General features: G+C 69.4%; 26 protein-coding genes. 6 read left to right on the top strand and 20 right to left on the bottom strand.

Translation table 11 applies throughout. The features are described 5' to 3' along the window. Window positions 1-85 precede the first annotated feature (85 nt). The 3 genes from Q7X29_RS04580 (at window position 86) to Q7X29_RS04570 (ending at window position 3,464) form a co-directional block, all read left to right on the top strand. The gene (locus Q7X29_RS04580) at window positions 86-1,384 is read left to right on the top strand and encodes a sensor histidine kinase (RefSeq protein WP_316573380.1); all 1,299 of its coding nucleotides are present in this window, start codon (window positions 86-88) and stop codon (window positions 1,382-1,384) included. Next, entirely contained in the window at window positions 1,381-2,064 is a 684-nt protein-coding gene (locus Q7X29_RS04575; protein ID WP_218720619.1) for a response regulator transcription factor, read from the top strand. The genes Q7X29_RS04580 and Q7X29_RS04575 overlap by 4 nt, the downstream gene beginning before the upstream one ends. Window positions 2,065-2,273: 209 nt before the next feature. Then, on the top strand, window positions 2,274-3,464 hold the full coding sequence (locus Q7X29_RS04570) for an MFS transporter (protein WP_316573379.1): 1,191 nt from the start codon (window positions 2,274-2,276) through the stop codon (window positions 3,462-3,464). 1 nt (window position 3,465) lies between these two features. On the opposite strand, the gene Q7X29_RS04565 is transcribed toward Q7X29_RS04570, so the two are convergent. Continuing rightward, window positions 3,466-4,305, bottom strand: coding sequence for a helix-turn-helix domain-containing protein (locus tag Q7X29_RS04565; protein WP_218720621.1), 840 nt, complete (start codon window positions 4,303-4,305; stop codon window positions 3,466-3,468). 151 nt (window positions 4,306-4,456) lie between these two features. On the opposite strand from Q7X29_RS04565, the gene Q7X29_RS04560 reads away from it, so the two are divergent. Together Q7X29_RS04560 and Q7X29_RS04555 are read left to right on the top strand one after the other, a co-directional pair. After that, complete coding sequence (locus Q7X29_RS04560; protein ID WP_316573378.1) at window positions 4,457-4,726, top strand: SHOCT domain-containing protein; 270 nt, start codon at window positions 4,457-4,459, stop codon at window positions 4,724-4,726. Between the two features lie 9 nt (window positions 4,727-4,735). After that, window positions 4,736-5,533 carry an LLM class flavin-dependent oxidoreductase gene (locus Q7X29_RS04555; RefSeq protein ID WP_316573377.1) on the top strand — a complete coding sequence of 266 codons (798 nt, stop codon included), beginning with the start codon at window positions 4,736-4,738 and terminating at the stop codon, window positions 5,531-5,533. Here the strand turns inward: Q7X29_RS04555 and Q7X29_RS04550 are convergent. Further along, window positions 5,527-5,733, bottom strand: a complete 207-nt coding sequence (locus Q7X29_RS04550; RefSeq protein WP_218720624.1) for a hypothetical protein — start codon at window positions 5,731-5,733, stop codon at window positions 5,527-5,529. The two genes, Q7X29_RS04555 and Q7X29_RS04550, sit on opposite strands and share 7 nt — an antisense overlap. A gap of 140 nt (window positions 5,734-5,873) precedes the next feature. Between Q7X29_RS04550 and Q7X29_RS04545 the strand changes: the two genes are divergently transcribed. Beyond that, on the top strand, window positions 5,874-6,389 hold the full coding sequence (locus tag Q7X29_RS04545) for a DUF1877 family protein (protein ID WP_316573376.1): 516 nt from the start codon (window positions 5,874-5,876) through the stop codon (window positions 6,387-6,389). Between the two features lie 62 nt (window positions 6,390-6,451). On the opposite strand, the gene Q7X29_RS04540 is transcribed toward Q7X29_RS04545, so the two are convergent. The 18 genes from Q7X29_RS04540 to folE form a co-directional block, all read right to left on the bottom strand. Further along, window positions 6,452-9,019 carry an ATP-dependent Clp protease ATP-binding subunit gene (locus tag Q7X29_RS04540; protein WP_218720626.1) on the bottom strand — a complete coding sequence of 856 codons (2,568 nt, stop codon included), beginning with the start codon at window positions 9,017-9,019 and terminating at the stop codon, window positions 6,452-6,454. 280 nt (window positions 9,020-9,299) lie between these two features. After that, window positions 9,300-10,238, bottom strand: a complete 939-nt coding sequence (locus tag Q7X29_RS04535) for an esterase/lipase family protein (protein WP_316573375.1) — start codon at window positions 10,236-10,238, stop codon at window positions 9,300-9,302. Window positions 10,239-10,319: 81 nt separating this feature from the next. Continuing rightward, complete coding sequence (locus Q7X29_RS04530; RefSeq protein ID WP_316573374.1) at window positions 10,320-10,910, bottom strand: anthrone oxygenase family protein; 591 nt, start codon at window positions 10,908-10,910, stop codon at window positions 10,320-10,322. 126 nt (window positions 10,911-11,036) lie between these two features. Then, window positions 11,037-11,651 (bottom strand): FHA domain-containing protein, encoded by a 615-nt coding sequence (locus Q7X29_RS04525; RefSeq protein ID WP_218720628.1) that lies wholly within the window; start codon window positions 11,649-11,651, stop codon window positions 11,037-11,039. 291 nt (window positions 11,652-11,942) lie between these two features. Then, window positions 11,943-12,305, bottom strand: coding sequence for a histone-like nucleoid-structuring protein Lsr2 (locus Q7X29_RS04520; protein WP_019044650.1), 363 nt, complete (start codon window positions 12,303-12,305; stop codon window positions 11,943-11,945). Between the two features lie 115 nt (window positions 12,306-12,420). Beyond that, the gene (lysS, locus tag Q7X29_RS04515) at window positions 12,421-13,887 is read right to left on the bottom strand and encodes a lysine--tRNA ligase (RefSeq protein ID WP_316573700.1); all 1,467 of its coding nucleotides are present in this window, start codon (window positions 13,885-13,887) and stop codon (window positions 12,421-12,423) included. A 316-nt stretch (window positions 13,888-14,203) separates the two neighbouring features. Next, on the bottom strand, window positions 14,204-14,626 hold the full coding sequence (locus Q7X29_RS04510; RefSeq protein ID WP_218720644.1) for a rhodanese-like domain-containing protein: 423 nt from the start codon (window positions 14,624-14,626) through the stop codon (window positions 14,204-14,206). An 8-nt stretch (window positions 14,627-14,634) separates the two neighbouring features. Continuing rightward, on the bottom strand, window positions 14,635-15,231 hold the full coding sequence (locus tag Q7X29_RS04505; RefSeq protein ID WP_316573373.1) for a cysteine dioxygenase: 597 nt from the start codon (window positions 15,229-15,231) through the stop codon (window positions 14,635-14,637). Window positions 15,232-15,393: 162 nt separating this feature from the next. Then, on the bottom strand, window positions 15,394-16,176 hold the full coding sequence (locus tag Q7X29_RS04500) for a type III pantothenate kinase (protein WP_218720629.1): 783 nt from the start codon (window positions 16,174-16,176) through the stop codon (window positions 15,394-15,396). Window positions 16,177-16,195: 19 nt separating this feature from the next. Further along, the gene (gene panD, locus Q7X29_RS04495; protein WP_218720630.1) at window positions 16,196-16,615 is read right to left on the bottom strand and encodes an aspartate 1-decarboxylase; all 420 of its coding nucleotides are present in this window, start codon (window positions 16,613-16,615) and stop codon (window positions 16,196-16,198) included. 14 nt (window positions 16,616-16,629) lie between these two features. Next, complete coding sequence (gene panC, locus Q7X29_RS04490; RefSeq protein WP_218720631.1) at window positions 16,630-17,586, bottom strand: pantoate--beta-alanine ligase; 957 nt, start codon at window positions 17,584-17,586, stop codon at window positions 16,630-16,632. Continuing rightward, complete coding sequence (locus tag Q7X29_RS04485) at window positions 17,586-18,500, bottom strand: Rossmann-like and DUF2520 domain-containing protein (protein ID WP_316573372.1); 915 nt, start codon at window positions 18,498-18,500, stop codon at window positions 17,586-17,588. The genes panC and Q7X29_RS04485 overlap by 1 nt, the downstream gene beginning before the upstream one ends. Window positions 18,501-18,776: 276 nt before the next feature. Then, window positions 18,777-19,949 carry a DUF6779 domain-containing protein gene (locus Q7X29_RS04480; RefSeq protein WP_316573371.1) on the bottom strand — a complete coding sequence of 391 codons (1,173 nt, stop codon included), beginning with the start codon at window positions 19,947-19,949 and terminating at the stop codon, window positions 18,777-18,779. Between the two features lie 68 nt (window positions 19,950-20,017). Beyond that, entirely contained in the window at window positions 20,018-20,491 is a 474-nt protein-coding gene (locus Q7X29_RS04475; RefSeq protein ID WP_218720634.1) for a DUF3180 domain-containing protein, read from the bottom strand. Continuing rightward, window positions 20,485-21,024 (bottom strand): 2-amino-4-hydroxy-6-hydroxymethyldihydropteridine diphosphokinase, encoded by a 540-nt coding sequence (gene folK / locus Q7X29_RS04470; protein ID WP_316573370.1) that lies wholly within the window; start codon window positions 21,022-21,024, stop codon window positions 20,485-20,487. The genes Q7X29_RS04475 and folK overlap by 7 nt, the downstream gene beginning before the upstream one ends. After that, entirely contained in the window at window positions 21,021-21,443 is a 423-nt protein-coding gene (gene folB / locus Q7X29_RS04465) for a dihydroneopterin aldolase (RefSeq protein ID WP_218720636.1), read from the bottom strand. Before folB ends, folK begins: the two co-directional genes overlap by 4 nt. After that, window positions 21,440-22,312, bottom strand: coding sequence for a dihydropteroate synthase (gene folP, locus Q7X29_RS04460; protein WP_316573369.1), 873 nt, complete (start codon window positions 22,310-22,312; stop codon window positions 21,440-21,442). The genes folB and folP overlap by 4 nt, the downstream gene beginning before the upstream one ends. Then, window positions 22,309-22,983: a GTP cyclohydrolase I FolE gene (folE, locus tag Q7X29_RS04455; RefSeq protein ID WP_316573368.1), complete on the bottom strand. Its 675-nt coding sequence runs from the start codon at window positions 22,981-22,983 to the stop codon at window positions 22,309-22,311. Before folE ends, folP begins: the two co-directional genes overlap by 4 nt. Between the last annotated feature and the right edge of the window lie 2 nt (window positions 22,984-22,985).

The following is a 22,985-nucleotide window of genomic DNA, read 5'->3' as shown; positions in this document are numbered from 1 at the left end:
CGATCCGGCGTGGTGACGGGGTTCGCGCCGGAATTACGGGCGCAGGCCGACGCGAGCGGCGCGACTACGCAATAGGGTGACAGAGGTGGGAGCGTCTGCGAAGTGGGAGCGTGGCTCGGTCGTTCAGGACTGGGGCCTGGCTGGTGTGGTCGCGCTGATCCAGCTGGCCGGCAGTTCCGGGGCGAACGCGCATCAGACCGGCGTGCGTTCGCTCGACGCGTTCGCGTATCTGTTGCTGCTCGCCGGTCCGATCGCGCTCGGCTTCCGGCGGTTGCTGCCCGAGCCGGTGCTGCTGGTCGCGCTGCTGGCGGCGGTGGCGTATGTGCTGCGCGACTACGGGTACGGGCCGATCTTCCTGTCGTTGGTGATCGCGTTCGTGAGCGCGGCGGTCAACGGATCACGCTGGCGTACCTATCCTCTGGTCGTGGTCGGCTACCTGACCATGGTCTGGCCGGTACCCGCGCTGCTCGGGCGCGAGACCGGCGCCTGGCAGGTCTTCGGGCTGCTGGCCTGGATGGGGATCCTGGTCGCGATCGCCGAGGGCGTGCGGCAGCGGCGCGCCGTCGTGGTCGCGCGCAGCCAACGGGCCGAGGCGGCGCGCCGCGACGACGAGGCGCAGCGGGCCAGGGCCGCCAGCGAGGAGCGGCTGGCCATCGCCAGGGAACTGCACGATGTCCTCGCGCACAGTCTTTCGCTGATCAATGTGCAGTCCTCGGTGGCGCTGGAACTCTTCGACCGCAAACCGCAGCAGGCCGCGGCGGCGCTGGCCACCATCAAGACCACCTCCAAGGAGGCGCTGGCCGAGGTGCACACCCTGCTGCACGCCATTCGTAGCGGTGCCCCGGTCGCGCCCGTGGTGACCGAACCCGTCGATACCGTTGCCGCCGTGGCCGATTCGCCGCCGCCGGTCGCACCCGTCCCGCCGCCGCGGCCGGCCCCGCGCGCGCCGGTGCCGTCGCTCGACGACCTCGACACCCTGCTGGAACGCACCCGCGCGACCGGTCTCGCCGTCGATACCAAGATCATCGGCACGCCCAAGAAGCTGCCCAGCGTGATCGATGTGGCGGCGGCCAGGATCATCCAGGAATCGCTGACCAATGTGGTGCGGCACGCGCCGGGCGCCGCCGCGCTGATCACCCTGCGCTACACGCCCGAATCGGTGGACATCACCGTCGACAACACCCGGCCCACCGGTACGGCCGTGCGCACCGGGGCAGGCGGGAACGGGATCATCGGGATGCGGGAACGGGCGCACGCGCTCGGCGGCGCGCTGACCGCCGGGCCGCGGCCGTCCGGTGGGTTCCGGGTGGCGGCCAGGTTGCCCGCCCGGCCGGTGTCGGCGCAGGCGGGATCCGCGTCCGGCGGCACGGAGGCGAGCGCATGAGTGAACAGTCCGGCGCGGCCAAGACGCGGGTGCTCGTCGCCGACGATCAGGCGCTGGTGCGCGGCGGGTTCGTCGCGCTGCTCGACGCGCAGGACGACATCGAGGTCGTCGGCGAGGCCGAGAACGGCGAGCAGGCCGTGCGGATGACCCGCGCGCTCGTCCCGGACGTGGTGCTCATGGACATCCGCATGCCTATCCTCGACGGCCTGGCCGCCACCAGGATGATCGCCGACGACGCCAAGCTCGCCGAGGTCCGCGTCGTCGTGCTCACCACCTTCGAACTCGACGAATACGTCTTCGAGGCGATCCGGGCGGGCGCGGCCGGGTTCCTGGTCAAACACACCGAACCCGCCGACCTGCTGCGCGCGGTCCGGGTGGTCGCCGAGGGCGACGCCCTGCTCTCCCCCGGCGTCACCCGTCGCCTGCTCGCCGAGTTCTCCACCCACGCCAAACAACCCCCGCCCGCCGCCCTCGCCGACCTCACCGACCGCGAACGCGAGGTGATGACCCTGGTCGCCGAGGGCCTCACCAACGCCGAGATCGGCGCCCGCCTCTATCTCAGCCCCGCCACCGCCCGCACCCACGTCAGCCGCATCCTCACCAAACTCGACGCCCGAGACCGCACCCAACTGGTCGTCCTCGCCTACGAATCCGGTTTGGTCCGCCCGGGCTGGCAATAGCCCGGGTCCTCCCCACTACGTGCCAGGCCGGAGGCCGGGAAGCGGGCACGGCGGACGGTCCCCGCCGGTGTCGATCTGTTCTTCACCGGGCGCCCGCTGGACAGCGAGGCGAAGGGCGACAGCGGAGCTTCGCGTGAAGCCTGGCGTTCGAGTCGCTTCCCGTGGCGTTTGGGTCGCGAGCGGGGGCGAGAAACGTTGTTGCACCGGGCATGACGACGACATCGACCATCGAGGCGGCGCCGGAGACCGGCCGCCGCGCATGGCCCGCGCTGCTCACCATGTTCCTGGGCAGCTTCACGCTGGTGACCGCGGAGTTCCTGCCACCGGGAGTACTGACCGCGCTGGCCGAGGACCTGCGGGTACCGGAGGGGGTGGTCGGGCTCTCGGTGAGCGCGACCGCGCTCACCGCGCTGCTCGCCGCGCTGGGTTTGGGCTCGCTGTTTCCGAAGGCCGACCGGCGCACGCTGCTGCTGGTGCTCACCATCGGCGCCGCGGTGTCGAACGTGCTGGTGGCGGTGGCGCCGAATATCGCGCTGCTGCTGCTCGCGCGGCTGCTGCTCGGCGTGGCCGTCGGCGGGTACTGGTCGATGGCGCTGGTGATCGCCGCGCAGCTGGTGCCGGCCCACCGTCTGGGCAAGGCGATGATGATCGTGAACTCGGGCACCACCGTCGCGACCGTGGCCGGGGTGCCGCTGGGCGTGCTCCTGAGCACATACGCGGGCTGGCGGACCGTGTTCCTCGTGACGGCGGGACTGACCGTCGTGGCCGCGGTGGCGGTGCGGGTGATGTTGCCGCCGATCGCGCCGAGCAAGGGCATCGGGTTCGCGGCGATGGGGGCGGCGCTGCGGGCGCCGGGGGTCGCGTTGGGGCTGGTCAGCGTGGTCGCGGTGATCGGCGGGCATTTCGCCGGGTTCACCTACATCCGGCCCGCGCTGGCCGAATTGCTCGAGGCGGGACCGTCGGCGATTCCGGTGTTGCTCGCGCTGTTCGGTGTCGGCGGCCTGCTCGGGAATTTCCTGCTCGGCTCGCTGGCCGACCGCAAGCTCGGTGTCCTGCTGGTCGCGGTGCCGACGGCGATCGGGCTGTCGCTGCTGGCGATCGTCGTCTCCGGCGCGGTGCCGGTGCTCGGCTATGTGGCGGTGGTGGTGTGGGGCGGCGCGTTCGGCGGCATTCTCAACCTGGTGCAGGTGTGGGTGTCGCGGGTGCTGCCCGAGCGGATGGAGGCGGGCAGCGGGCTGGTGGTCGGCGGTTTCCAGCTGGCGATCATCCTCGGTTCCGCGGTCGGCGGACGCGGGGTCGACAGCATCGGCCTGGCGGCGACCTACGGGCTCGCGGCGCTGGCGGCGGTGCTCGGCGGCGTACTGGTGCGGGTCTCGCTCAGCCGCGCCGCGCGGTCCTAGCTCAGGCCGAGCGGGCCACGCGCCGCCACTGCGACGGCGTGTGGCCCGTATGCCTGCGGAAGGCCCGGCCGAACGCGGTCTCGGAGCGGTAACCCAGCCGCCGCGCCACCGCGCCGACCGACACGTTGTGCTCGGCCAGGTACACCTGGGCCCGCTCGACCCGCAGCTTCGTCAGATACCGCCCCGGCGTGAGCCCGGTGGCCGCCTGGAACCGCGCCGCGAACCCGGACCGCGAGGCCAGCGCGACCCGCGCCAACGCCTCGACCGTCCACTCCTGCCCGGGATCGGCGTGCATGGCGGCCACCGCGCGTGCCACTCCCGGCTCGTTCACCCGCAACAACCAGCGCTTGGGCGCGCACCCGCGCGCATGCCAGGACTCGATCGCCATCGACGCGATCAGGGTCGCGACCCGGTCGCCCTGCACACCGAACGGATCTGGGCATTCGCGCACCAGATGCTCGAACATGGTCGCGGCCAGTGGCGCGTGTCGCACGAACTCGGTGAGCAGCACCCGCTGCGGCAGCGCGTCCATCGCGCCACTGGTCGCGGCCGATGCGAGCCGCACCCGCAGCACGGTGCCCTCCGACAGGGCGGTGATCGCGAAGCGGTCCGCACGCGGAACGAACAGGAAGTCACCGCAGGCCAGATCCTCTGCCGTGCCCAGACCTTCGACCCGGACCAGGCCCTCCGTCACCACGAGCGCGCTCGGCTCACCGGCGATGAACTCCCCACCGCCCGCGGTGAGCGCGAATTCGTCCCGGCCCGCGAAGCGCCATTGCAGGCCGGCGAGCACATTGTCGAGGCCGCTCGCACCAGATTCGATCAGCGTCACCGTGCACATCCTCCGGGGGATCTCCGACGGATTCACGGTACCAAGGCAGCTCGGAGCCGGTGCGGCCGCGAAACAGCGCCCGGCACTACGCCCGTGGACGTAGCCGGGATCGGGTCGCGCGGCCGATGCCCGCGGCGGCCGTCGCGAGCAGGCTGAAGTCATGAACACCTTCGACAGCGCGACGACGCTGACCCTCCTGGCCGACCACTACGACGGGGGCTGGCATCCCTGGCCCTTCTTCTGGATCTTCCCGCTGCTGTTCTGGATCACCGTGATCGCCGTGCTGTTCTTCGCACGCAGGCGGTGCGCGGGGCGCGGCGGCGGGATCGGGGCGCTACGCACCGGGTTCGCCCGGGGCGAGATCAGCGAGTCCGAGTACCGCAGCAGGCTCGCCGTGCTCAGCGAACCTCGCCGTCGCGAGCAGAAGTAGGAGATCGCGATGCGATTCGGGATCGTGCTGACGCCCCGGTCCGGGGCCCAGTGGACGCGCGCGGTGGTCGACGCCGAGCAGCGGGGCTATGCCACCGTCCTGCTGCCGGACACGCTCTACACCCCCTCACCACTGCCCGCGCTGGCCGCTGCGGCCGCGGTGACGACGCAGCTGCGACTGCGGCCCAACGTCCTCGCGGCGCCCTTGCGCACCATCGGAGCGACCGTGCGGGAAGTCACCGCGCTACAACTGCTTTCGGACGGCCGATTCGAGCTGGGCCTCGGCACCGGCCGCCCCGACGCCCGCGGCGAGGCCGAAAGGCTCGGCATGCCCTGGGGTTCGGCGAGCGAACGACGACAGCATCTGATCGACACCGCGACCGCGATACGGGCGCAGGTCGACCCGGCCCCGCCGCTCGTGATCGCCGCGAACGGCCCGCGCATGCTCGCCACCGCAGCCGCTCACGCCGACCGGATCCTGCTGGCCGCCGCCCCGGATGCCACCGAGGACGACCTGGCCGACATGGTCGCCGCGATCGCCGAACACACCGACCGCGACGTGCGGTGCACCCTCCAATTGGTCGGTGTCGGTGAGCGATTGCCGCACTGGCTCAGCGCCCGCCTCGGCCACACCGCGGACAAGCTCCGCGACGCGGGCGCTGCCGGACTTCTCCCCAGCGATCCCCAGGCGGCTGTGGACATCCTCGAATCCCGCAGCGCGCGCTACGGAATCGACGAACTGATCGTCCCCGGTGAACTGGCCGAGGCGTTCGCGCCGATCCTCGACCTCGCGCTCGGGCGTCAGTAGATGGCGCTCCAGTAGGCCTCGACGACGAGACCGACGATGTAGCGCGGATTCTGCGGATCGTCGGTCACCGTGACGGTCGCCTTGGACAGGTCGAGCTTCATGCCGTCGCCGTTCAGGTACTGCTGGCTGTTGGCGGTGTAGGTGAAGAAGGGCGCCTCGAACGGCTGGGCGCGCAGCGTCGGCGCCGCGGCGCGCAGCACCCGGCTCGCGTCGGCGCGCTCGCACGATCACTGCGGCGCCACGCGCCTTTACCCACCCGAACACATCGACGAACCTAGCAATCGGCCCGAGCGAAAGATCGCGGCGCCCAGCCGGATTCGATACCGTGCGCGCGGTGTCGGTGACCACTGCTAGCTTCGGCGGACATCACCGGGCGGAAAAGGAGTTCTCCATGGGGGTGATCATGTCGTTCACCAGGGTGAGTGCCGTGGAGCTGGAGCGGCTGGCCACGACGACCGAGTGGCCGGACGATTTTCTCGACGGCCTGCGGGTCCAGGACGGCGGACCGAGCGGCTACCTCGACAAGGCGTGGGCCGTCCTGGAATACCTGCTGGCCCAGGCGAATATCGGGATCGATCTGATCGAGACCGGCCGTCCGCTGGCCGATGACAACTATTTCGCCTGGCACCCGGACGACGTGTCCGCCACGGCGAAGGTCCTCGGCCGCTACCCGTTCGACGAGCTGGCCCTGTTCTTCGATGCTGCGGCGATGGACGCGGCGGAGGTGTACCCGAACATCTGGGTCCGCGACGGCGAGAGCGGACTGCACTACCTGCGCCACCACTACGACGGCCTCGAGCACGTGTTCCGATACGCCGCCGAGCGCGGGTCCGGCTTCCTCCAGCATTTCGGCTGACCGATCGAACGACGAAGCCCGCCCCTGGAAATCCAGGAGCGGGCCTCGTTCGGTTCAGCTGGTTACTCGCCGGAGGCGGCGGCCTCGGGCGCGGTGCCCTCGGCAGCGCCGGTCAGGACGACCTCGGGCTTGTCGTCGCCCGCGGGAGCCTTGGTCAGCTTCGCCTTGCCGGCGAAGGTGAACTTGGCGTCCTCGCCCTGGCCCTCGCCGTTCCAGCCCTCGACGTCGACCACGATGGTCTGGCCCGCGCCGATCTCGCCGAAGAGGATCTTCTCCGACAGCTGGTCCTCGATCTCGCGCTGGATCGTGCGACGCAGCGGACGCGCACCCAGGACCGGGTCGAAACCGCGCTTGGCGAGCAGGCTCTTGGCCTGGTCGGTCAGCTCGATCGCCATGTCCTTGTTCTTCAGCTGCTTGGCGACGCGGTTGATCATCAGGTCCACCATCATCACGATCTGCTCGCTGGTGAGCTGGTGGAACACGATCACGTCGTCGATGCGGTTGAGGAACTCGGGGCGGAAGTGCTTCTTCAGCTCGTCGTTGACCTTGAGCTTCATCCGCTCGTAGTTCGACCCCTCGGCGTTGGACTGGGTGAAGCCCAGGCCGACGGCCTTGGAGATGTCGGAGGTGCCCAGGTTCGAGGTGAAGATCAGCACGGTGTTCTTGAAGTCGACCGTACGACCCTGACCGTCGGTGAGACGGCCGTCCTCGAGCACCTGCAGGAGGGTGTTGTAGATCTCCTGGTGCGCCTTTTCGATCTCGTCGAACAGAACCACGGAGAACGGCTTGCGGCGCACCTTCTCGGTGAGCTGGCCGCCCTCTTCGTAGCCCACGTACCCGGGAGGGGCACCGAAGAGCCGCGACGCGGTGAAGCGGTCGTGGAACTCGCCCATGTCGATCTGGATGAGCGCGTCGTCGTCGCCGAACAGGAAGTTCGCCAGCGCCTTGGACAGCTCGGTCTTACCGACACCGGACGGACCGGCGAAGATGAACGAGCCCGAGGGGCGCTTCGGATCCTTCAGGCCGGCGCGAGTGCGGCGGATCGCCTTGGAGACGGCCTTGACGGCATCCTCCTGGCCGATGATCCGCTTGTGCAGCTCGTCCTCCATGCGGAGCAGACGGGTGGTCTCCTCCTCGGTGAGCTTGAAGACGGGGATGCCGGTCCAGTTGGCCAGCACCTCCGCGATCTGCTCGTCGTCGACCTCGGCCACGACGTCCAGATCACCGGAACGCCACTGCTTCTCACGCTCGGCGCGCTTGGCGACGAGCTGCTTCTCCTTGTCCCGCAGGCGCGCGGCCTTCTCGAAGTCCTGCGCGTCGATCGCGCTCTCCTTCTCGCGGCGGGCATCGGCGATCTTGTCGTCGAACTCGCGCAGGTCCGGCGGCGCGGTCATCCGGCGGATGCGCATGCGCGCGCCCGCCTCGTCGATGAGGTCGATCGCCTTGTCCGGCAGGAACCGGTCGTTGATGTAGCGATCGGCCAGCGTCGCGGCGGCGACCAGGGCACCGTCGGTGATGGACACCCGGTGGTGCGCCTCGTAGCGGTCGCGCAGACCCTTGAGGATGTTGATGGTGTGCTCGACGGTCGGCTCGCCGACCTGCACCGGCTGGAAGCGGCGTTCCAGGGCGGCGTCCTTCTCGATGTACTTGCGGTACTCGTCGAGGGTGGTCGCGCCGATGGTCTGCAGCTCGCCACGGGCCAGCTTCGGCTTCAGGATCGAGGCCGCGTCGATGGCGCCTTCGGCAGCACCCGCACCGACGAGCGTGTGCAGCTCGTCGATGAACAGGATGATGTCGCCGCGGGTGTTGATCTCCTTGAGCACCTTCTTCAGGCGCTCTTCGAAGTCACCGCGGTAGCGGCTGCCCGCGACCAGGGAACCCAGGTCGAGGGTGTAGAGCTGCTTGTCCTTGAGGGTCTCGGGGACCTCACCGTTGACGATGGCCTGCGCCAGGCCCTCGACGACCGCGGTCTTACCGACACCGGGCTCACCGATCAGGACCGGGTTGTTCTTGGTGCGGCGGCTCAGCACCTGCATGACGCGCTCGATTTCCTTCGAGCGGCCGATGACGGGATCGAGCTTGCCCTCGAGCGCGGCCTGAGTGAGGTTGCGGCCGAACTGGTCGAGCACCAGCGAAGTGGACGGAGTGCCCGCCTCACCACGCGAGCCGGAACCCTCGACGGGCTCCTTGCCCTGGTACCCGGACAGCAGCTGGATGACCTGCTGACGGACGCGGTTCAGGTCGGCACCGAGCTTGACCAGAACCTGGGCGGCGACGCCCTCGCCCTCGCGGATGAGACCGAGCAGGATGTGCTCGGTACCGATGTAGTTGTGGCCGAGCTGCAGCGCCTCGCGCAGGCTCAGCTCCAGCACCTTCTTGGCACGCGGGGTGAAGGGGATGTGACCGGACGGCGCCTGCTGGCCCTGACCGATGATCTCCTCGACCTGGCTGCGCACACCCTCCAGCGAGATGCCAAGGGACTCCAGCGACTTCGCCGCCACGCCCTCGCCCTCGTGGATCAACCCAAGCAGGATGTGCTCGGTGCCGATGTAGTTGTGGTTGAGCATCCGGGCCTCTTCTTGGGCCAGGACAACGACACGCCTCGCGCGGTCGGTGAACCTCTCGAACATCGCTCCCTCACTCTCCTGCTCCGACATTCTGGCAACAGACGCCGCAGTGTGCTCGGTACAACCTAGGGCGTCGGACCGACAACTGTCGCCGTCAGCCTGCCATGAAGCCCGGGGGTTGCGGCCCCCGCCTCCACTCTAGTTGGCAGGGGATTCCGCCGCCGCCGGTCCACCCTATTGATGACCGGCGGCAACATGGTCATTCACTCATAACGCGCACGTCGCGGCATTCGTTTCCCTCAGAGTTTTGCCTACAGCGAAATATGTCGCCGGGGTGACGGCCTCAGCCGGTGAAGGGGGGCACGAACTCGCACGGGACCGGGGCCTGACGGGCCGGATCCAGGGCGTTGAGGACGTGACCGGCCGCGCGGGGGCTGCCGGCGATGGCCATGTGTTCGGAGTAGTCCTGGGCGCAGCCGTCCTGGACGACCACCGACGTGGCGTTCGGACCCGGCACGAGACCGGAGGTGTGCGGCACGACCAGCTCGTCGAGCGCGGAGACGATATTGGTGTAGGTGACCTGCGGGCTGTACACCCCGTCGGCGTTGAGGGCGACCATGAACTCGTCGCCGGTGAGCATCTGCCCGCAGGCCTGGCACAGCGAGGTGGCGACCGCGTCGAAGGCGGGACCGGCGCCCAGCGCGCGGCTGTAGGCCGCGATATCGCCCGCGCCGAGCGCGTTGGTGCCGAGCCAGGGTGGGGCGATGCCGACCAGCTTGTCGACCTTGGCGGCGCCGCCGAGACGCTTGATGTAGTAGTTGCCGACGATGTTGCCCTGCGAGTGGGCGACGAAGTCGACCCGCGCGGCGCCGGTGCGCGCGAGCACCCCGTCGACGAAGGCCGACACCTCGGCGGCGCTCTGCTCGATCGGACGCATCCCGCCGATCGCCGAGACCGGCCAGGGCAGCCCGTAGGCGCCGAAGGTGAACGAGTAGACGCAGTAGCCCTCGTTGGCCAGCAGCGGGGCGTACACGCCCCAATTCGTCTGTCCCCCACCGCCGGTGCCGTGCAGCAGCACCACCGGATTCGGATGCTCGGCCGAGGGGACGCACCCCGGATCGTTCGCGCCGGGTAGCGATCCACCGGGCGTGGTGAGTTCCGGGGCGATCCCGGCGAAGAAGTTGTAGTCGACCGGGTACTCGGCGGCGGCGGTGCCCGCGTTCCCCCAGGCCAGCAGTGCGGCAGCGGCCAGTACCAGCAACGATCTCGAACTACGTCGCATGAAACGACTCCTCACTAGAACGTGTTCCGATCATCATGGAACACGTTCTAGTGATTGCGTGGCCCTATTGGCAGATCGCCATCAACGCTGGAACGGCGCGGGCGCGTAGCCACCGGCCATCGGCGCGACCATCGCCTGCGCGACCGGCTGCCCGGCGGCCGGCGAGCTCGTCTTCCCCTGCTGCACGCCCGCCGCGAACAGCGCGCCGCACAGCACCAGGAACGCCGCCGTGTGCAGCACCGCCCGCACGATGTTCCAGCGCACCCACGCCGCCTCGAAATCCGCGCGCACGACCGCGGTGTCGGCGATCGCCGACGGGTCGCCCGCCGCGGCGAGCGCGTCGTTGAGCGGCACGTTCAGCGCCGAGGTGACGGCGAAGGCGATCACGTTGAGCGCCAGGGCGACCCCGAGCCAGATCAGCGTGCTCCGGTGCTCCTTGCCGAGCGTCAGGGCCGCGGCCAGCGCCGTGAACCCGACCGTGCCGAGGAAGCCGAGCATGAACCACGGGTTGATGATCACGACGTTGATCTTCTGCATGACGTCGATCAGCGTGCGATCGCCGGTCCGCGCCAGGGCCGGCATCACCGAGATCGCGTAGGCGTAGAAAACGCCCGCGATCAGGCCGGTGCTGATCAGCGCCAGAACCATGGCGGCCATCCGAAGTGCGAACATGTGCTGTCTCCTGACTCGTGTTCCGGAGCTCGATCCGTGTGCTCCGGTGTTACGAGTAAGTCAACAGTGTCACGCGGCTCGCCGACATGGTTCAGACGCTCACGCACCTGCGCGAGCGTCGCGACCTCACAGATCGTGGTCGGAGATCATCCCGCTCTGCATGGCCAGCGCCGCCAGCCGGGTGCGTTTCTGGTTCTGCGGCAGGTTCTCCACCCCGAATTTCGCGAACAGCGCGCGCAGATGGGTCTTGATCGCGTCGATGGAAAGGAACAATTCCTCGGCGATCTGCTGATTGGAGGCGGGCGTGGCGAAGCCGGTGCCGTGCTTGTACGGGCGGCACAGCGCGATCAGCACCGCGCGCTGGGTCTCGGTCAGCGAGCGCATGGTCGGAATGGAGCCGGACGCGGTGTGCGTCGCGTCGTCGACGACCCCGCCGAAATCGAAGAAATGCACCAGCGTGGTGCCGACCCGGATCCGGTCGCCCGGACTCAGCCTGCGCCGGCCGATCAGGCGCTCACCGTTGACGAAGGTGCCGTTGCGGGACAGACCGTCGTCGACGATGGTCCAGTGCGCGCCCAGGTATTCGACGGCGGCGTGCAGCCGGGAGACCTCGGCGTCCCAGCCGAGGACGAGGTCGGCCTGCACATTGCGGCCGATGGTGAACCGCTGCTGCTCGGGCTCGAGCGCCAGCTCGTGCTGCCGCCCGGTGTCATCGGTATACCGTAGAAAAGAACTAGACATGTCCCGCCTCTCCGCGATTCAGGCCGGACTCGTGCGCGTCGACAGAAACGTCGGCGGGCGGCGGTGACAGCGTCGCCAGTTCGCCCGTACCCGGTGAGTTACCCATGTACTCGCCGAATCGGGTCGGACCGTCGGCCCTCGCCGACCTGAAAAACCTTGCGCACGAACATCAGTCTATCTCTCCAGGAGTCCCCGGGAGACCGCCGACGCATGTCCCGACCTGGGAGTACACCGCTGACAGCAGAGCGGTCCGGGATCGCCGCGTCAGCAACCCCGGACCGCCGTCGAAATTCAGGCCTTGCCGACTTCCTTGTTGTACGCCTCGGTGATGTCGGCCGAGATGCGGCCGCGAGCGGAGACCTTGTGGCCCTTGCGACGGGCCCATTCACGAATTGCGGCGCTCTGTTCGCGGTCCATGGAAACGCGGCTCTTCCCCTGCGGTGCCGGCGCCCCTGCCGCCTTCACCCGGCGACGGCCACTCACGCGACGGGCGTTGGCGACCCACTCGTCCAAGCCTTCGCGCAGCCGCGCCGCGTTAGCCTCGGACAGATCGATCTCGTACGACACGCCATCGATAGCGAACTCGATGGTCTCGTCCGCGATGGACTCACCGTCGACATCGTCGATCAGGCTAACGGTGACCTTCTTTGCCATGAGATGAACGTCCTCTCGAAATCGTCAAGCCTGCCTCCAGGCCGAATACCCGAGGCAAGAATACCTCTAATTACGAAAATTCCAACACGAGGTCTTCACCTCGCAAATCGACTGGTCAGCGACTACTCGGCCGGACAATCGGGAACAGGATCGTTTCCCGGATTCCCAAACCGGTCAGTGCCATCAACAACCGATCGATTCCCATACCGGTTCCGGTGGTCGGCGGCATGCCGTGTTCCATCGCGGCGAGGAAGTCTTCGTCGAGCACCATGGCCTCGTCATCGCCCGCGGCGGCCAGCCTGGCCTGATCGACGAACCGTTCCCGCTGGATCACCGGGTCGACCAGTTCCGAATAGCCCGTTGCCAACTCGAAGCCGCGAACATACAGGTCCCACTTCTCCGTCACGCCGCCCTTGCTGCGGTGCTGACGGGTCAGCGGGGAGGTCTCCACCGGGAAGTCGCGAACGAAAGTCGGCGCGTACAGCTTGTCGCCATACGCATGTTCCCACAGTTCTTCGACGAGTTTCCCGTGACCGTAGCCCTTGCCCGCGGGAATTTCCAGACCGACCCGATCGGCGAGCGCGAGCAATTCCTCGACAGTGGTTTCCGGAGTGACCTCCACCCCGATCGACTCCGACAGCGAGGGATACATCTCGACCGTCGTCCACTCGCCACCGAGATCATATTCCGTGCCGTCGGCCAGTGTCACCACGAGGGTGCCGAATGCCTCCTGCGCGACTTCCTGGATCAATTCCCGGGTCATCTTCGCGGAGTCGTCGTAGGTGCCGTAAGCCTCGTAGGTTTCCAGCATCGCGAACTCGGGCGAATGGGTCGAGTCGGCGCCTTCGTTGCGGAAGTTCCGGTTGATCTCGAAGACCTTCTCCAGGCCACCGACCACACAGCGCTTCAGGAACAGCTCCGGCGCGATACGCAGGAACAACTCCATGTCCAGCGCATTGGAATGGGTGACGAACGGGCGCGCGGCGGCGCCGCCGTGGATGGTCTGCAGCATCGGGGTCTCGACCTCGAGGAAGCCGCGGCGCTCCAGCGCGGTGCGCAGCGCGCGGACCACGTTCACGCGGGTACGGGCCATTTCCCTGGCCTCGGGGCGCACGATCAGGTCGACATAGCGCTGCCGGACGCGCGACTCCTCGTTCATCTCCTTGTGCGCCACCGGCAGCGGTCGCAACGACTTGGCCGCCATCGACCAGGAATCGGCCATCACGCTCAATTCACCGGTCCGCGACGAGATGACCTCACCGTGCACGAACACGAAGTCGCCGAGGTCCACATCGGACTTCCAGGCGGCCAGCGCGTCGGCGCCGACGCCGTTGAGGCTGATCATCGCCTGCAGCTTGGTGCCGTCGCCTTCCTGCAAGGTGGCGAAGCACAGCTTGCCGGTATTGCGGACGAAAATGACGCGCCCCGCGATGCCGACCTGCAGGCCGGTCTGGGTATCGGGCTCCAGATCCGGGTAGGCGGCCCGAATTTCGGCCAGCGTGTGGGTGCGCGGGACCACTACCGGATAGGCCTCGCCGCCCTCGGCGAGCAGCCGTTCCCGCTTGTCCCGGCGAATCCGCATCTGCTCGGGAACATCACTGTCCACGGCGGAACTGACGGCGCGGCCGGTATCGGCGGGGTTAGGGGTGCTCACATCCGATAACAGTAGCGTGCGCCGGAAATGCTATTGCGGCCTGCCCGTACCGAACTCCACGGTAACCGGACACCGCACCGGCCATTCCTCGGCCGAATGCAATCCACGTCACACCATCGAAACAAAACGCCGCCACCGCGGCCCCCGAATCCGCACGCGGACAACCCAACCCATCCGCCGCCGGGCCCCGAACGAGCAGTGGCCGGACCGCCGGTCGGGCGGTCCGGCCACCGGCCCGGCGTCGCTACAACGAGGCGAGCGCATTCACCTCACGGGCAAAGTGCGGCGCCCCCACCGCGACGGTCAGCAACCCCGCGGACTTCAGTGCCTGGTAGCCGCCGATGAGATCGGTGGCGCGGTGCAAACCGAGTTGCTGCAACGACGCCGCGGCCAAACTCGAGGTGTAGCCCTCCGAGCAGAAGATGATCCATTCCACGTCGTGGTCGACGGCCAGCGACAAACGCGCCGAGGAGGTCGGATCCAGTCGCCATTCCAGGACATTGCGTTCGATGACCAGCGCACCCGGCAGCGAACCCTCCCGAACCCGCTGCGCGGCCGGGCGGATGTCGACCAGAATCGCGCCCCTGGCCAAAGCCGCGGACAGGTCGTAGACGTAGAGCCTGCGTAGGTCGGCGCGGGCGTTCTCGAGCATCTGATCAATCGTCAAACGACTCATCACAGGTCACCTTCGGGCTGGTCGGTGAGGACGGTTTTGGTTCGCCGCAAGGTGCCGTGGCCGGTCACCTCGTAATAGGACATCGCCGACAGCGGCGGGGAATAGGCGTGCACGCTCAGCGTCGGATCCAGCGGACCGACGGATTCGGCGGCGGCGGGCGCCCGAACCACGTCGTGGACCCAGCCGATCGGGAACGAGGCCTGATCGCCGGCGGCCAGGGTGCGCCTGCGTAGCTCCGAGCCATTCCAGCGGAATTCCGAGAGCGCGCCGCTGAGCACCGTGAGGGCGCCCAGCGAACCGGCGTGATCGTGCAATTCGGTGGATTTACCCGGCGTCCAGCTGATCAGCCAGACATCGACCTCGTCGTCGGCGATCAGCCGGGTGGCCCAGCGCTTTTCCGTCGGCCAGACCCCGTCGGCGGGCAGCAGGTGATCGTAGCGACCGGCGAGGACGTCTTCGGCGCCCTCATCGGTGAGTCGCAGCAGGTCAGCGGGCCGCAGCCGGGTCGGCAACGCCGAAGCCACCGCCCGGTCGAGCGGGGGTGTCGCGGAGTAGCCGTCGCGCGCGGAGGAAAGGGAAAGGACGGAAGAACGCATGAGCGAATCTCCAGGAGGTGTGAAACGGTCGAGGGGAAAACGTCAGCCTCGAACGGTCGAGGCAGGTCAGCCTCGACAACACTCCTGGGTGCTCACACGGAAGTACACGAGCGTGAGTTTAGCAGTCGACGCGCGCTACGGCGAAAATGACCTGCGCCACAGTCACTTCTTGTTGCGTTCGTAGACGTGGCGCAGACCGGTCAGCGTCAGATGCGGCTCGTGCTGATCGATGGTCTCCGATTCCGGCACGATCAACGGCGCGCCCGCGCCCGTCGCGACGACGGTGACATCGGTGCCGGAGAAGGCGTCGAACTCGTCGCGGATGCGATCGATCAGGCCGTCGACCAGGCCGGCGAAACCGAACACCGCCCCGGACTGCATGCACTCCATGCTGTTCTTGCCCAGCACCGAGCGCGGGCGGGTCAGCTCCACCCGGCGCAGCGCGCTGCGCTCGACCAGCGCCTCGGTGGAGATCTCCACGCCGGGCGCGATCACGCCGCCGAGGAACTCCCCCTTGGCCGAGACCAGGTCGACGCAGATCGCGGTGCCGAAGTCGACCACGATCGCGGGACCGCCGAAGCGGCGATAGGCCGCCAGGCAGTTGACGATGCGATCGGCGCCGACCTCCTTCGGGTTGTCCACCAGCAGCGGGATGCCGGTGCGCACGCCGGGCTCGACCAGCACATGCGGCACGTGCGCCCAGTAGCGCGCGAGCATGGTGCGCAGCTCGCGCAGCACCGGCGGCACGGTCGACAACGCCGAGACGCCGACCACCTGGTCGAGCTCCTCACCGATCAGACCGCGCACCTGCATCGCGAACTCGTCGGCGGTGAGCAGTGGATTGGTGTGGATGCGCCAGTGCCGCGCCAAGGTCGCGTGCTCGCCGCTGCCGGAGAAGAGACCGAGTTCGATTCCGGTGTTGCGGACGTCGATCGTCAGCAGCATCGCTGTCCCCCCGCCGCGCTCAGGCGAACGACAGCGAGCGCGGGGAGGTCAGGCCGGAACCCTCGGGCGCGTGCGCCGGGTCCGAACCGAGCTCCACCGGGCGGTTGCGGTCGTCGACGAAGACCACCTTCGGGTCGTAGTCGCGCAGCTCCTGCTCGTCCAGCTGGCCGTAGGCGATCAGGATGACCAGGTCGCCGGGGTGCACGAGATGGGCGGCGGCGCCGTTGATCCCGATCACGCCCGAGCCGCGCTCACCGGCGATGACATAGGTCTCCAGGCGGGCGCCGTTGTCGATGTCGACGATGCAGACCTGCTCGCCCTCGAGCAGATCGGCGGCGTCGAGCAGATCCTGGTCGACGGTCACCGAACCCACGTAGTGCAGGTCGGCGTGGGTCACCGTGGCACGGTGGATCTTCGACTTCATCATGGTGCGCAACATCGTCGTCGCCTTTCTCAGTTCGCCTGCGCGGCAGGCAGGGAGTTCGCGTCGGGGTGCCCGTCGATCTGGGCGCCGAGAACAATCGGGGCATTGTCGATCAGCCGGGTGGCGCCGACCTTGGCGGCGACCAGCAGCCGGGCATTGCCCGCGGTGGGCGCGGGGCCCAGGTTGCTGTCGCGCAGTTCGAGGTAGTCCACGTCCAGACCGTCGACGGCGTCGAGCACCGCGCGCGCGGCCCGCACGACCGCCTCCGGGCCGAGGCCAGCGGCGTGTCTGCCCGCGGCCAGCGCGGCCGACAGGCCCAGCGCCGCCTCTCGCTGGGTGGCGTCGAGGTAGCGGTTGCGCGAGGACAGTGCGAGACCGTCGGGCTCGCGGACCGTCGGATAGGCGACGATCTTCACGTCCATGTTCAGGTCGCGGACCATCTGCCGGATCAGCGTGAGCTGCTGGTAGTCCTTCTCGCCGAAGTACGCCTCGGAGGCGTGGGCGATATTGAGCAGCTTCGCGACGACGGTGAGCATGCCCGCGAAATGCGTCGGCCTGCTGCCGCCCTCGAGCTCGGCGCCGATCGGGCCGGGCAGCACCGTGGTGCGCGGGCCCTCGGGGTACATGTCGGAGACCGACGGCGCGAACACCAGGTCGACGCCCTCGTGCCGGAGCAGTTCGAGGTCGGCGTCGAGGGTGCGCGGGTAGGCGTCGAGGTCCTCGTTCGCACCGAACTGCAGCGGATTGACGAAGATCGAGACGATCACGACCTGGTTGGTCAGCTTGGCCTGACGGACCAGCTGCAGATGACCCTCGTGCAGCGCGCCCATCGTCGGCACGAAACCGATCGTGCGGCCCGCGCCCCGCAGCGCCTTGGTCACCGTGTCGACGACCTCGGGGCTGTGGTGCACGGTCAGCACGCCGGGCTGGTACGCGCCGGTCGCCCGCGCGCCGCCCTGGTGGTGGTGCACTTGTCTGGGTTCCATCAGTGGCCTTCCTTGGCGAGCAGGTCCAGCAGGGCCGGATTGGTCTGGGCGAGTTCGGCGGTGCGCAGCGACATCGCGCGATAGGCGGCGGCCAGGCGCTGGTCCACGGCAGCCAGGGCGGACAGGTGCGCGGCGACCGCGTCGACGTCGCCGCGCGCGACCGGGCCGGTCAGCGCGGCCTGGCCCCGGCGCAAGGCGTTGTCGAGCGCGGCGGACACGAGCGGGGCGAGCAGACGTTCCGGCAGGCCGTTGGGCTGATCGTCGACCACCGGCTGACCGAGCAGGCCCGGCCCGTCCATGGCCGCGCGCAAGGCGGTGACCGCATCGACGATGACCGTGACCAGGTGGTTGGCGCCGTGCGCGAGGGCGGCGTGATACAGCGTGCGCTGCTCCTCGGCCACCTTGACCGGCTCGCCGCCCATCTCGATGACCAGCGCCTGGCCGATCGCGTAGCCGACCTCGTCGGCGGCGGTGACGCCGAAGCAGGCGTTGGCCAGGCGATCGATGTCCTCGTCGTGGCCGGTGAAGGTCATCGCGGGGTGGATGGCCAGGCCGAGCGCGCCCTGCGCGGTGAGCGGCGCCAGCACGCCGACACCGTGCGCGCCTGCGGTGTGCACCACGATCGTGCCGGGGCGCACGACACCGGCACTCGCCAGGCCGCGGACCAGCCCGGCCAGCTCGGCGTCGGGGACCGCCAGCAGCAGCAGCTCACTGCGCTGAGCGATCTGCTCCACCGGCAGGATCTGCGAATCGGGCAGCCGCGTCCGCGCCCGGTGCACCGAGGCATCGGAGATCGCGGCGACACCGAACACCACGTGACCGGCTCGCTCGAGCGCGACACCGAGGGCCGAACCCACCCGTCCCGCCGAGACGATTCCCACCGTCAGTCGTGCGGGCGCAGGGTCGACACCCACGTTCGCGCCATCGGAATTGACACTTCTCGAGGTCAACACTGTCCTCTCGATTTGCGTTCCAGTCCCGCAGGGCGGGTACCGGACGTTACGGATCGAGAATAGCTTGCCCGCCTCTGCGCGACATTCGGCCGGACTCGTGCGGCGGGTTCAGCCGCGTCGGCGGCCGGCACCACAGCACGAGTCGACCTCGCCCGTCCCCGGCGAGTGACCCAGCTACGACGCGAAAACCCGTCGTCACGGGCTAGTCGTGTTCCAGACTATCCCGCGATCGACTACTCAGGATCGCGAGCTGGACTCCGATTGGAGGTTCGCCATGATATCCGCCACAGACAGGCGCGGGGCGCCCTCTTCCTCGGCGCGACGGCGGCGGCGGGAGCTGGTGCCGACGGTCGGGGTGGTGTCGGCGGGCTTGGGTGCGGCCGGCGTCTCGGCGGCGGCCGGGGGGATCTCGGCGCCGGGTTCGTCGGTGCTGTCCGGCGCCGAGTCGTCGGCGGCGGGCTCGGGCGAGGCCGGGGCGCTGTCGGCCTGCGAGCCGGTGACGCCGTTGGCCGGGGCGCTGTCGGCGGCGGCCGCGGCTGTCGCGGCGGTGGCGGCCTGCGAGCCGGTGACGCCGTTGGCCGGGGCGCTGTCGGTGATCGTCGCGCCGAAGTCGTCGACCTTGCGGGTGTTCGGGGCCGACAGGCGCGGCGGCGGGGTCTTGCCGTTCGACGGCGGCGGGGTCGGCGCGGCGGGCGCCGACGTGGGCTGCGTGGCCTCGGCCTGCTGGGCCTCGGCATAGTCGTCGAGCTGGACGGCGGAGGTCTCGGCGGTGACCGGGTCGTCGTAGGGGTCGGCGAAATTGGCCGAAACCGGCTGCATGAAGACGGGTTTCAGTGCGCTCGGCGGTTGCTGCCACGGACCGAACCAGGCGGCGTTGGCATCCACCGGGCTATCGGCGAAATCGTGGTCCGCGTCGTCGAACGCGTCGAAGCCACCGGCGGGCAGGGCATCGATGCGGACCGCGTCGGCTTGCAGGGCAGGCTGCTCGTCGGGCAGCGGGCCGTCGAAGAGGACCTGCAGGTTCTGGCGGAGCAGGGTGAGCTCGGCGCGCAGCGCGGCGATCTCCGAGGCGTCGGCGCCGACTTCGGCGCGCACCCGCGCCTCGACCCCCATCTCGTATTCGCGGCGGGCGTTGATCTCGCGTTCGAGCTGCAACTCGTACACCGTCTGGAGATCGCGCACCTTCGCCTTGTCGACCGCCGCGTCCTTGCGGTAGCGGGTCGCCGCGAGGGCGCCGATCACCGCCGCCCACAGGGCCGCTACCAGGCCTACTCGTACGTATTGGACGTTTTCGCTGAAGATCAGGAAAACGCTTGCCGTCAGGCCTAGGAGAATGAGGGCGCCGATGAAGAGCTTTCCCGCGTCGTCCCGCCGTCGACGGGGCGGAGTGCTACGGGAGGGTGAAACCATGTGGGCCAGGGTAGCCGGAAACTGCTGGTCGGCCCACCGAACCCGGCGGTGATTCCATCCGCAAGTTGCTAGGTAGTAGCGGGTTCGTCCGGCGGTTCCTCGGGGGCCCGGCAGCAATACTCCAGCCACAAAGCCGCAGCAACCAGGGCGGAACCGGCGAGCAGGCCGACGACCGCGCCCGGCGAATCCGCGGCGGCCGCCGTCAGGGTGCCGCGCTGTGGGAATACCCACAGTAGGAAGCCGAGCCACACCCCGGCGGCCAGTGAACCCACCTGCATCGAGGCCTTCGCCAGCGCCGCGGCGCGGGCCACGTTGATCGGATGCAATTCGTTCGGGCCGTCGCCGATCTTCTCGTCGGCGATCTTGGCCTTGATGACGAAGCCCAGCGCCGCCTCGATCGCGGCGACCGGCAGCAGCGAGGCGCCCGCCGCGACCGAGATGGTCGGGAAGGTCGAATAGGCGAAGCGGGTGGCGATCCAGGCGATCGCCGCGGCGACCACCACGTTCAGCGCCAGATCGAGCACTCTGGTCGGCTTCAGCACGGGCGAGCGCTCTCGTCCCGCAACACCAGATCGGTTCGCACCACCCCGGCCCGCTCGGCCGGCGCGAGGCCGGCCAGCAGCTCGGCGATCGGCACGTCGACGCCGTCGACCCGCAGCCGCGCCGACGGCTCCACATCGAGCCACGGGACCAGCACGAACGCCCGGTGGTGGGCCTGCGGATGGGGCAGGATCAGCGCGGGATCGCCGGCGCGGACGATCCCGCCGCCGGTGTCGTCGGTGCAGGTGACCACGTCGACGTCGAGTGTGCGCGCGCCCCACCGGATCTCCCTGACCCGGCCCGACGCCTGCTCGAGGTCCTGGCCGAACCGCAGCCAGGCATAGTCGTCGAAGCCCGGATCCTCGGCCACGACAACCGCATTGAGATAGTCGTCCTGTTCGACGCCGCCCCACGGCGCGGTCGTGTAGACCGGCGAGACCGCGAGCGCCCGCTCCCCCAGCGCGGCAACGACATCGCGCAGATGCCCGAGCCGGTCGCCCAGGTTCGAGCCGATCGACAGGACGGCGCGACTCATCGGCGCGGCCCCGGCTCGATCGTGCGGTAGCGCGTCGCCACCACCCGCACGTCGGCGAAGGTGTGCGGAATCGGCGCGGACGGCTTGTGCACCACGGCTTCCACCGCCTCGATGCGCGGGTCGGTCATCACATCGTCGGCGATCTCGGAGACCACGGTCTCGATCAGATCGCGCGGCGGACCGGCGACGATGTTGACCGCGCGCTCGGCCAGCGCGCCGTAGTCGACGGTGTCGGCCAGGTCGTCGGAGGCGGCGGCCGCGGCGAAATCGACCCACACCGTCAGGTCGACGACGAACTCCTGACCGTCGCGGCGTTCGAAGTCGAACACGCCGTGCCTGCCGAACACGCGCAGACCGCGCAGCTCGATCCGCGAGGTCGCGGGCCTACCCGCGGGCGGGGGCAGCAGCGGTGAGTTCATCGGGAGACTCCTCGGGCGGCAGTGGCTCGGCGCCACGCGTCGACGACGGCGATCGCGTCCAGCGAGGCACGCACATCGTGCACCCGCACACCCCACGCGCCCTGGCTGGCGGCGATCGCCGACACCGCGGCGGTGGCCGTCTCCCTGCCGTCCGGCGGACGCGGGCCGGACGCGTCGGCCAGCAGCGCGCCGAGGAAACGTTTCCGGGAGGCGCCGATCAGGATCGGCAGCCCGCCCGCGACCAGCTCGGGCAGCGCGCCGAGCAGTTCCCAGTTGTGCTCGGCGTTCTTGGCGAAGCCGAGGCCGGGGTCCAGGATCAGCCGCTCGGGGGCGACACCGGCGGCGACGGCCAGGTCGACCTGGGCGCTGAGCTCGGCGCGCACCTCGGCCACGACATCGTCGTAGTGGTCGGCGGGGCCGGTGTGGCGGTAGTCGGCGCCCGCGCGCCAGTGCATGAGGATCCACGGCACCCCGGACTCGGCGACGACCTTCACCATGTTCGGGTCCGCGCGCCCGCCGGAGACGTCGTTGATCACCGCGACACCGGCGTCCAGCGCCGCCTCGGCGACCTCGGCGCGCATGGTGTCGACGCTGGTCGGCACGCCCGCGGCGACCAGACCGCGGATCACCGGGGCCACCCGGCCCGCCTCGGTGGCCGGATCGACCCGGTCGGCGCCGGGCCTGGTCGACTCACCGCCGACGTCGACGATGTCGGCACCGGCCGCGTACAGCGCGATACCGTGCGCGATCGCGAGGTCGGGATCGAGATAGCGGCCACCGTCGGAGAACGAATCCCCGGTCACGTTCACCACACCCATGACCACACACGAGCGGCCACCTCGCGGCGCGGTCACGAGGTGCTCGCTCATTTGCGCAGGATCAGGTCCAGCGCCTCGGAACGCGAGGCGGCGTTGGTCTGCAACAGGCCGCGCACCGCCGAGGTGGTGGTGCTCGCGCCCGGCTTGCGGATGCCGCGCATGGCCATGCACAGGTGCTCGGCCTCGATCACGACGATCGCGCCGCGCGGATCCAGCCTGCGCATCACCGCGTCGGCGATCTGGCTGGTCAGCCGCTCCTGCACCTGCGGGCGTTTGGCGTAGAGGTCCACGACGCGGGCCAGCTTGGACAGGCCGGTGACCCGGCCGTGGGTGCCCGGGATGTAGCCGACGTGCGCGACGCCGTGGAAGGACACCAGGTGGTGCTCGCAGGTGGAGAACATCGGGATGTCGCGGACCAGCACGAGCTCCTGGTGACCCTCGTCGAAGGTCGTCGCCAGTACCTCGTCGGGCTCGGTGTAGAGCCCGGCGAACATTTCCCGGTAGGCGCGCGCCACCCGGGCCGGGGTGTCGAGCAGACCGGGACGGTCCGGATCCTCGCCGACCGCGAGCAGCAGTTCCCTGACCGCGCGCTCGGCCCGGTCCTGATCGAACGGACGACCGGTGGCCAGCGCCGTCAGGTCCGTCGGGCTCGTCGAGCCGAGTTCGCCGTCGGCGATCGACCCGTTCCCTGTTGGCTCAGCGACCTTCTTGTTGGCCGACACTT

Source organism: Nocardia canadensis, assembly GCF_032656385.1.
Classification (GTDB): Bacteria; Actinomycetota; Actinomycetes; order Mycobacteriales; family Mycobacteriaceae; genus Nocardia; species Nocardia canadensis.
This window is presented reverse-complemented; position numbering and strand designations above follow the sequence as displayed.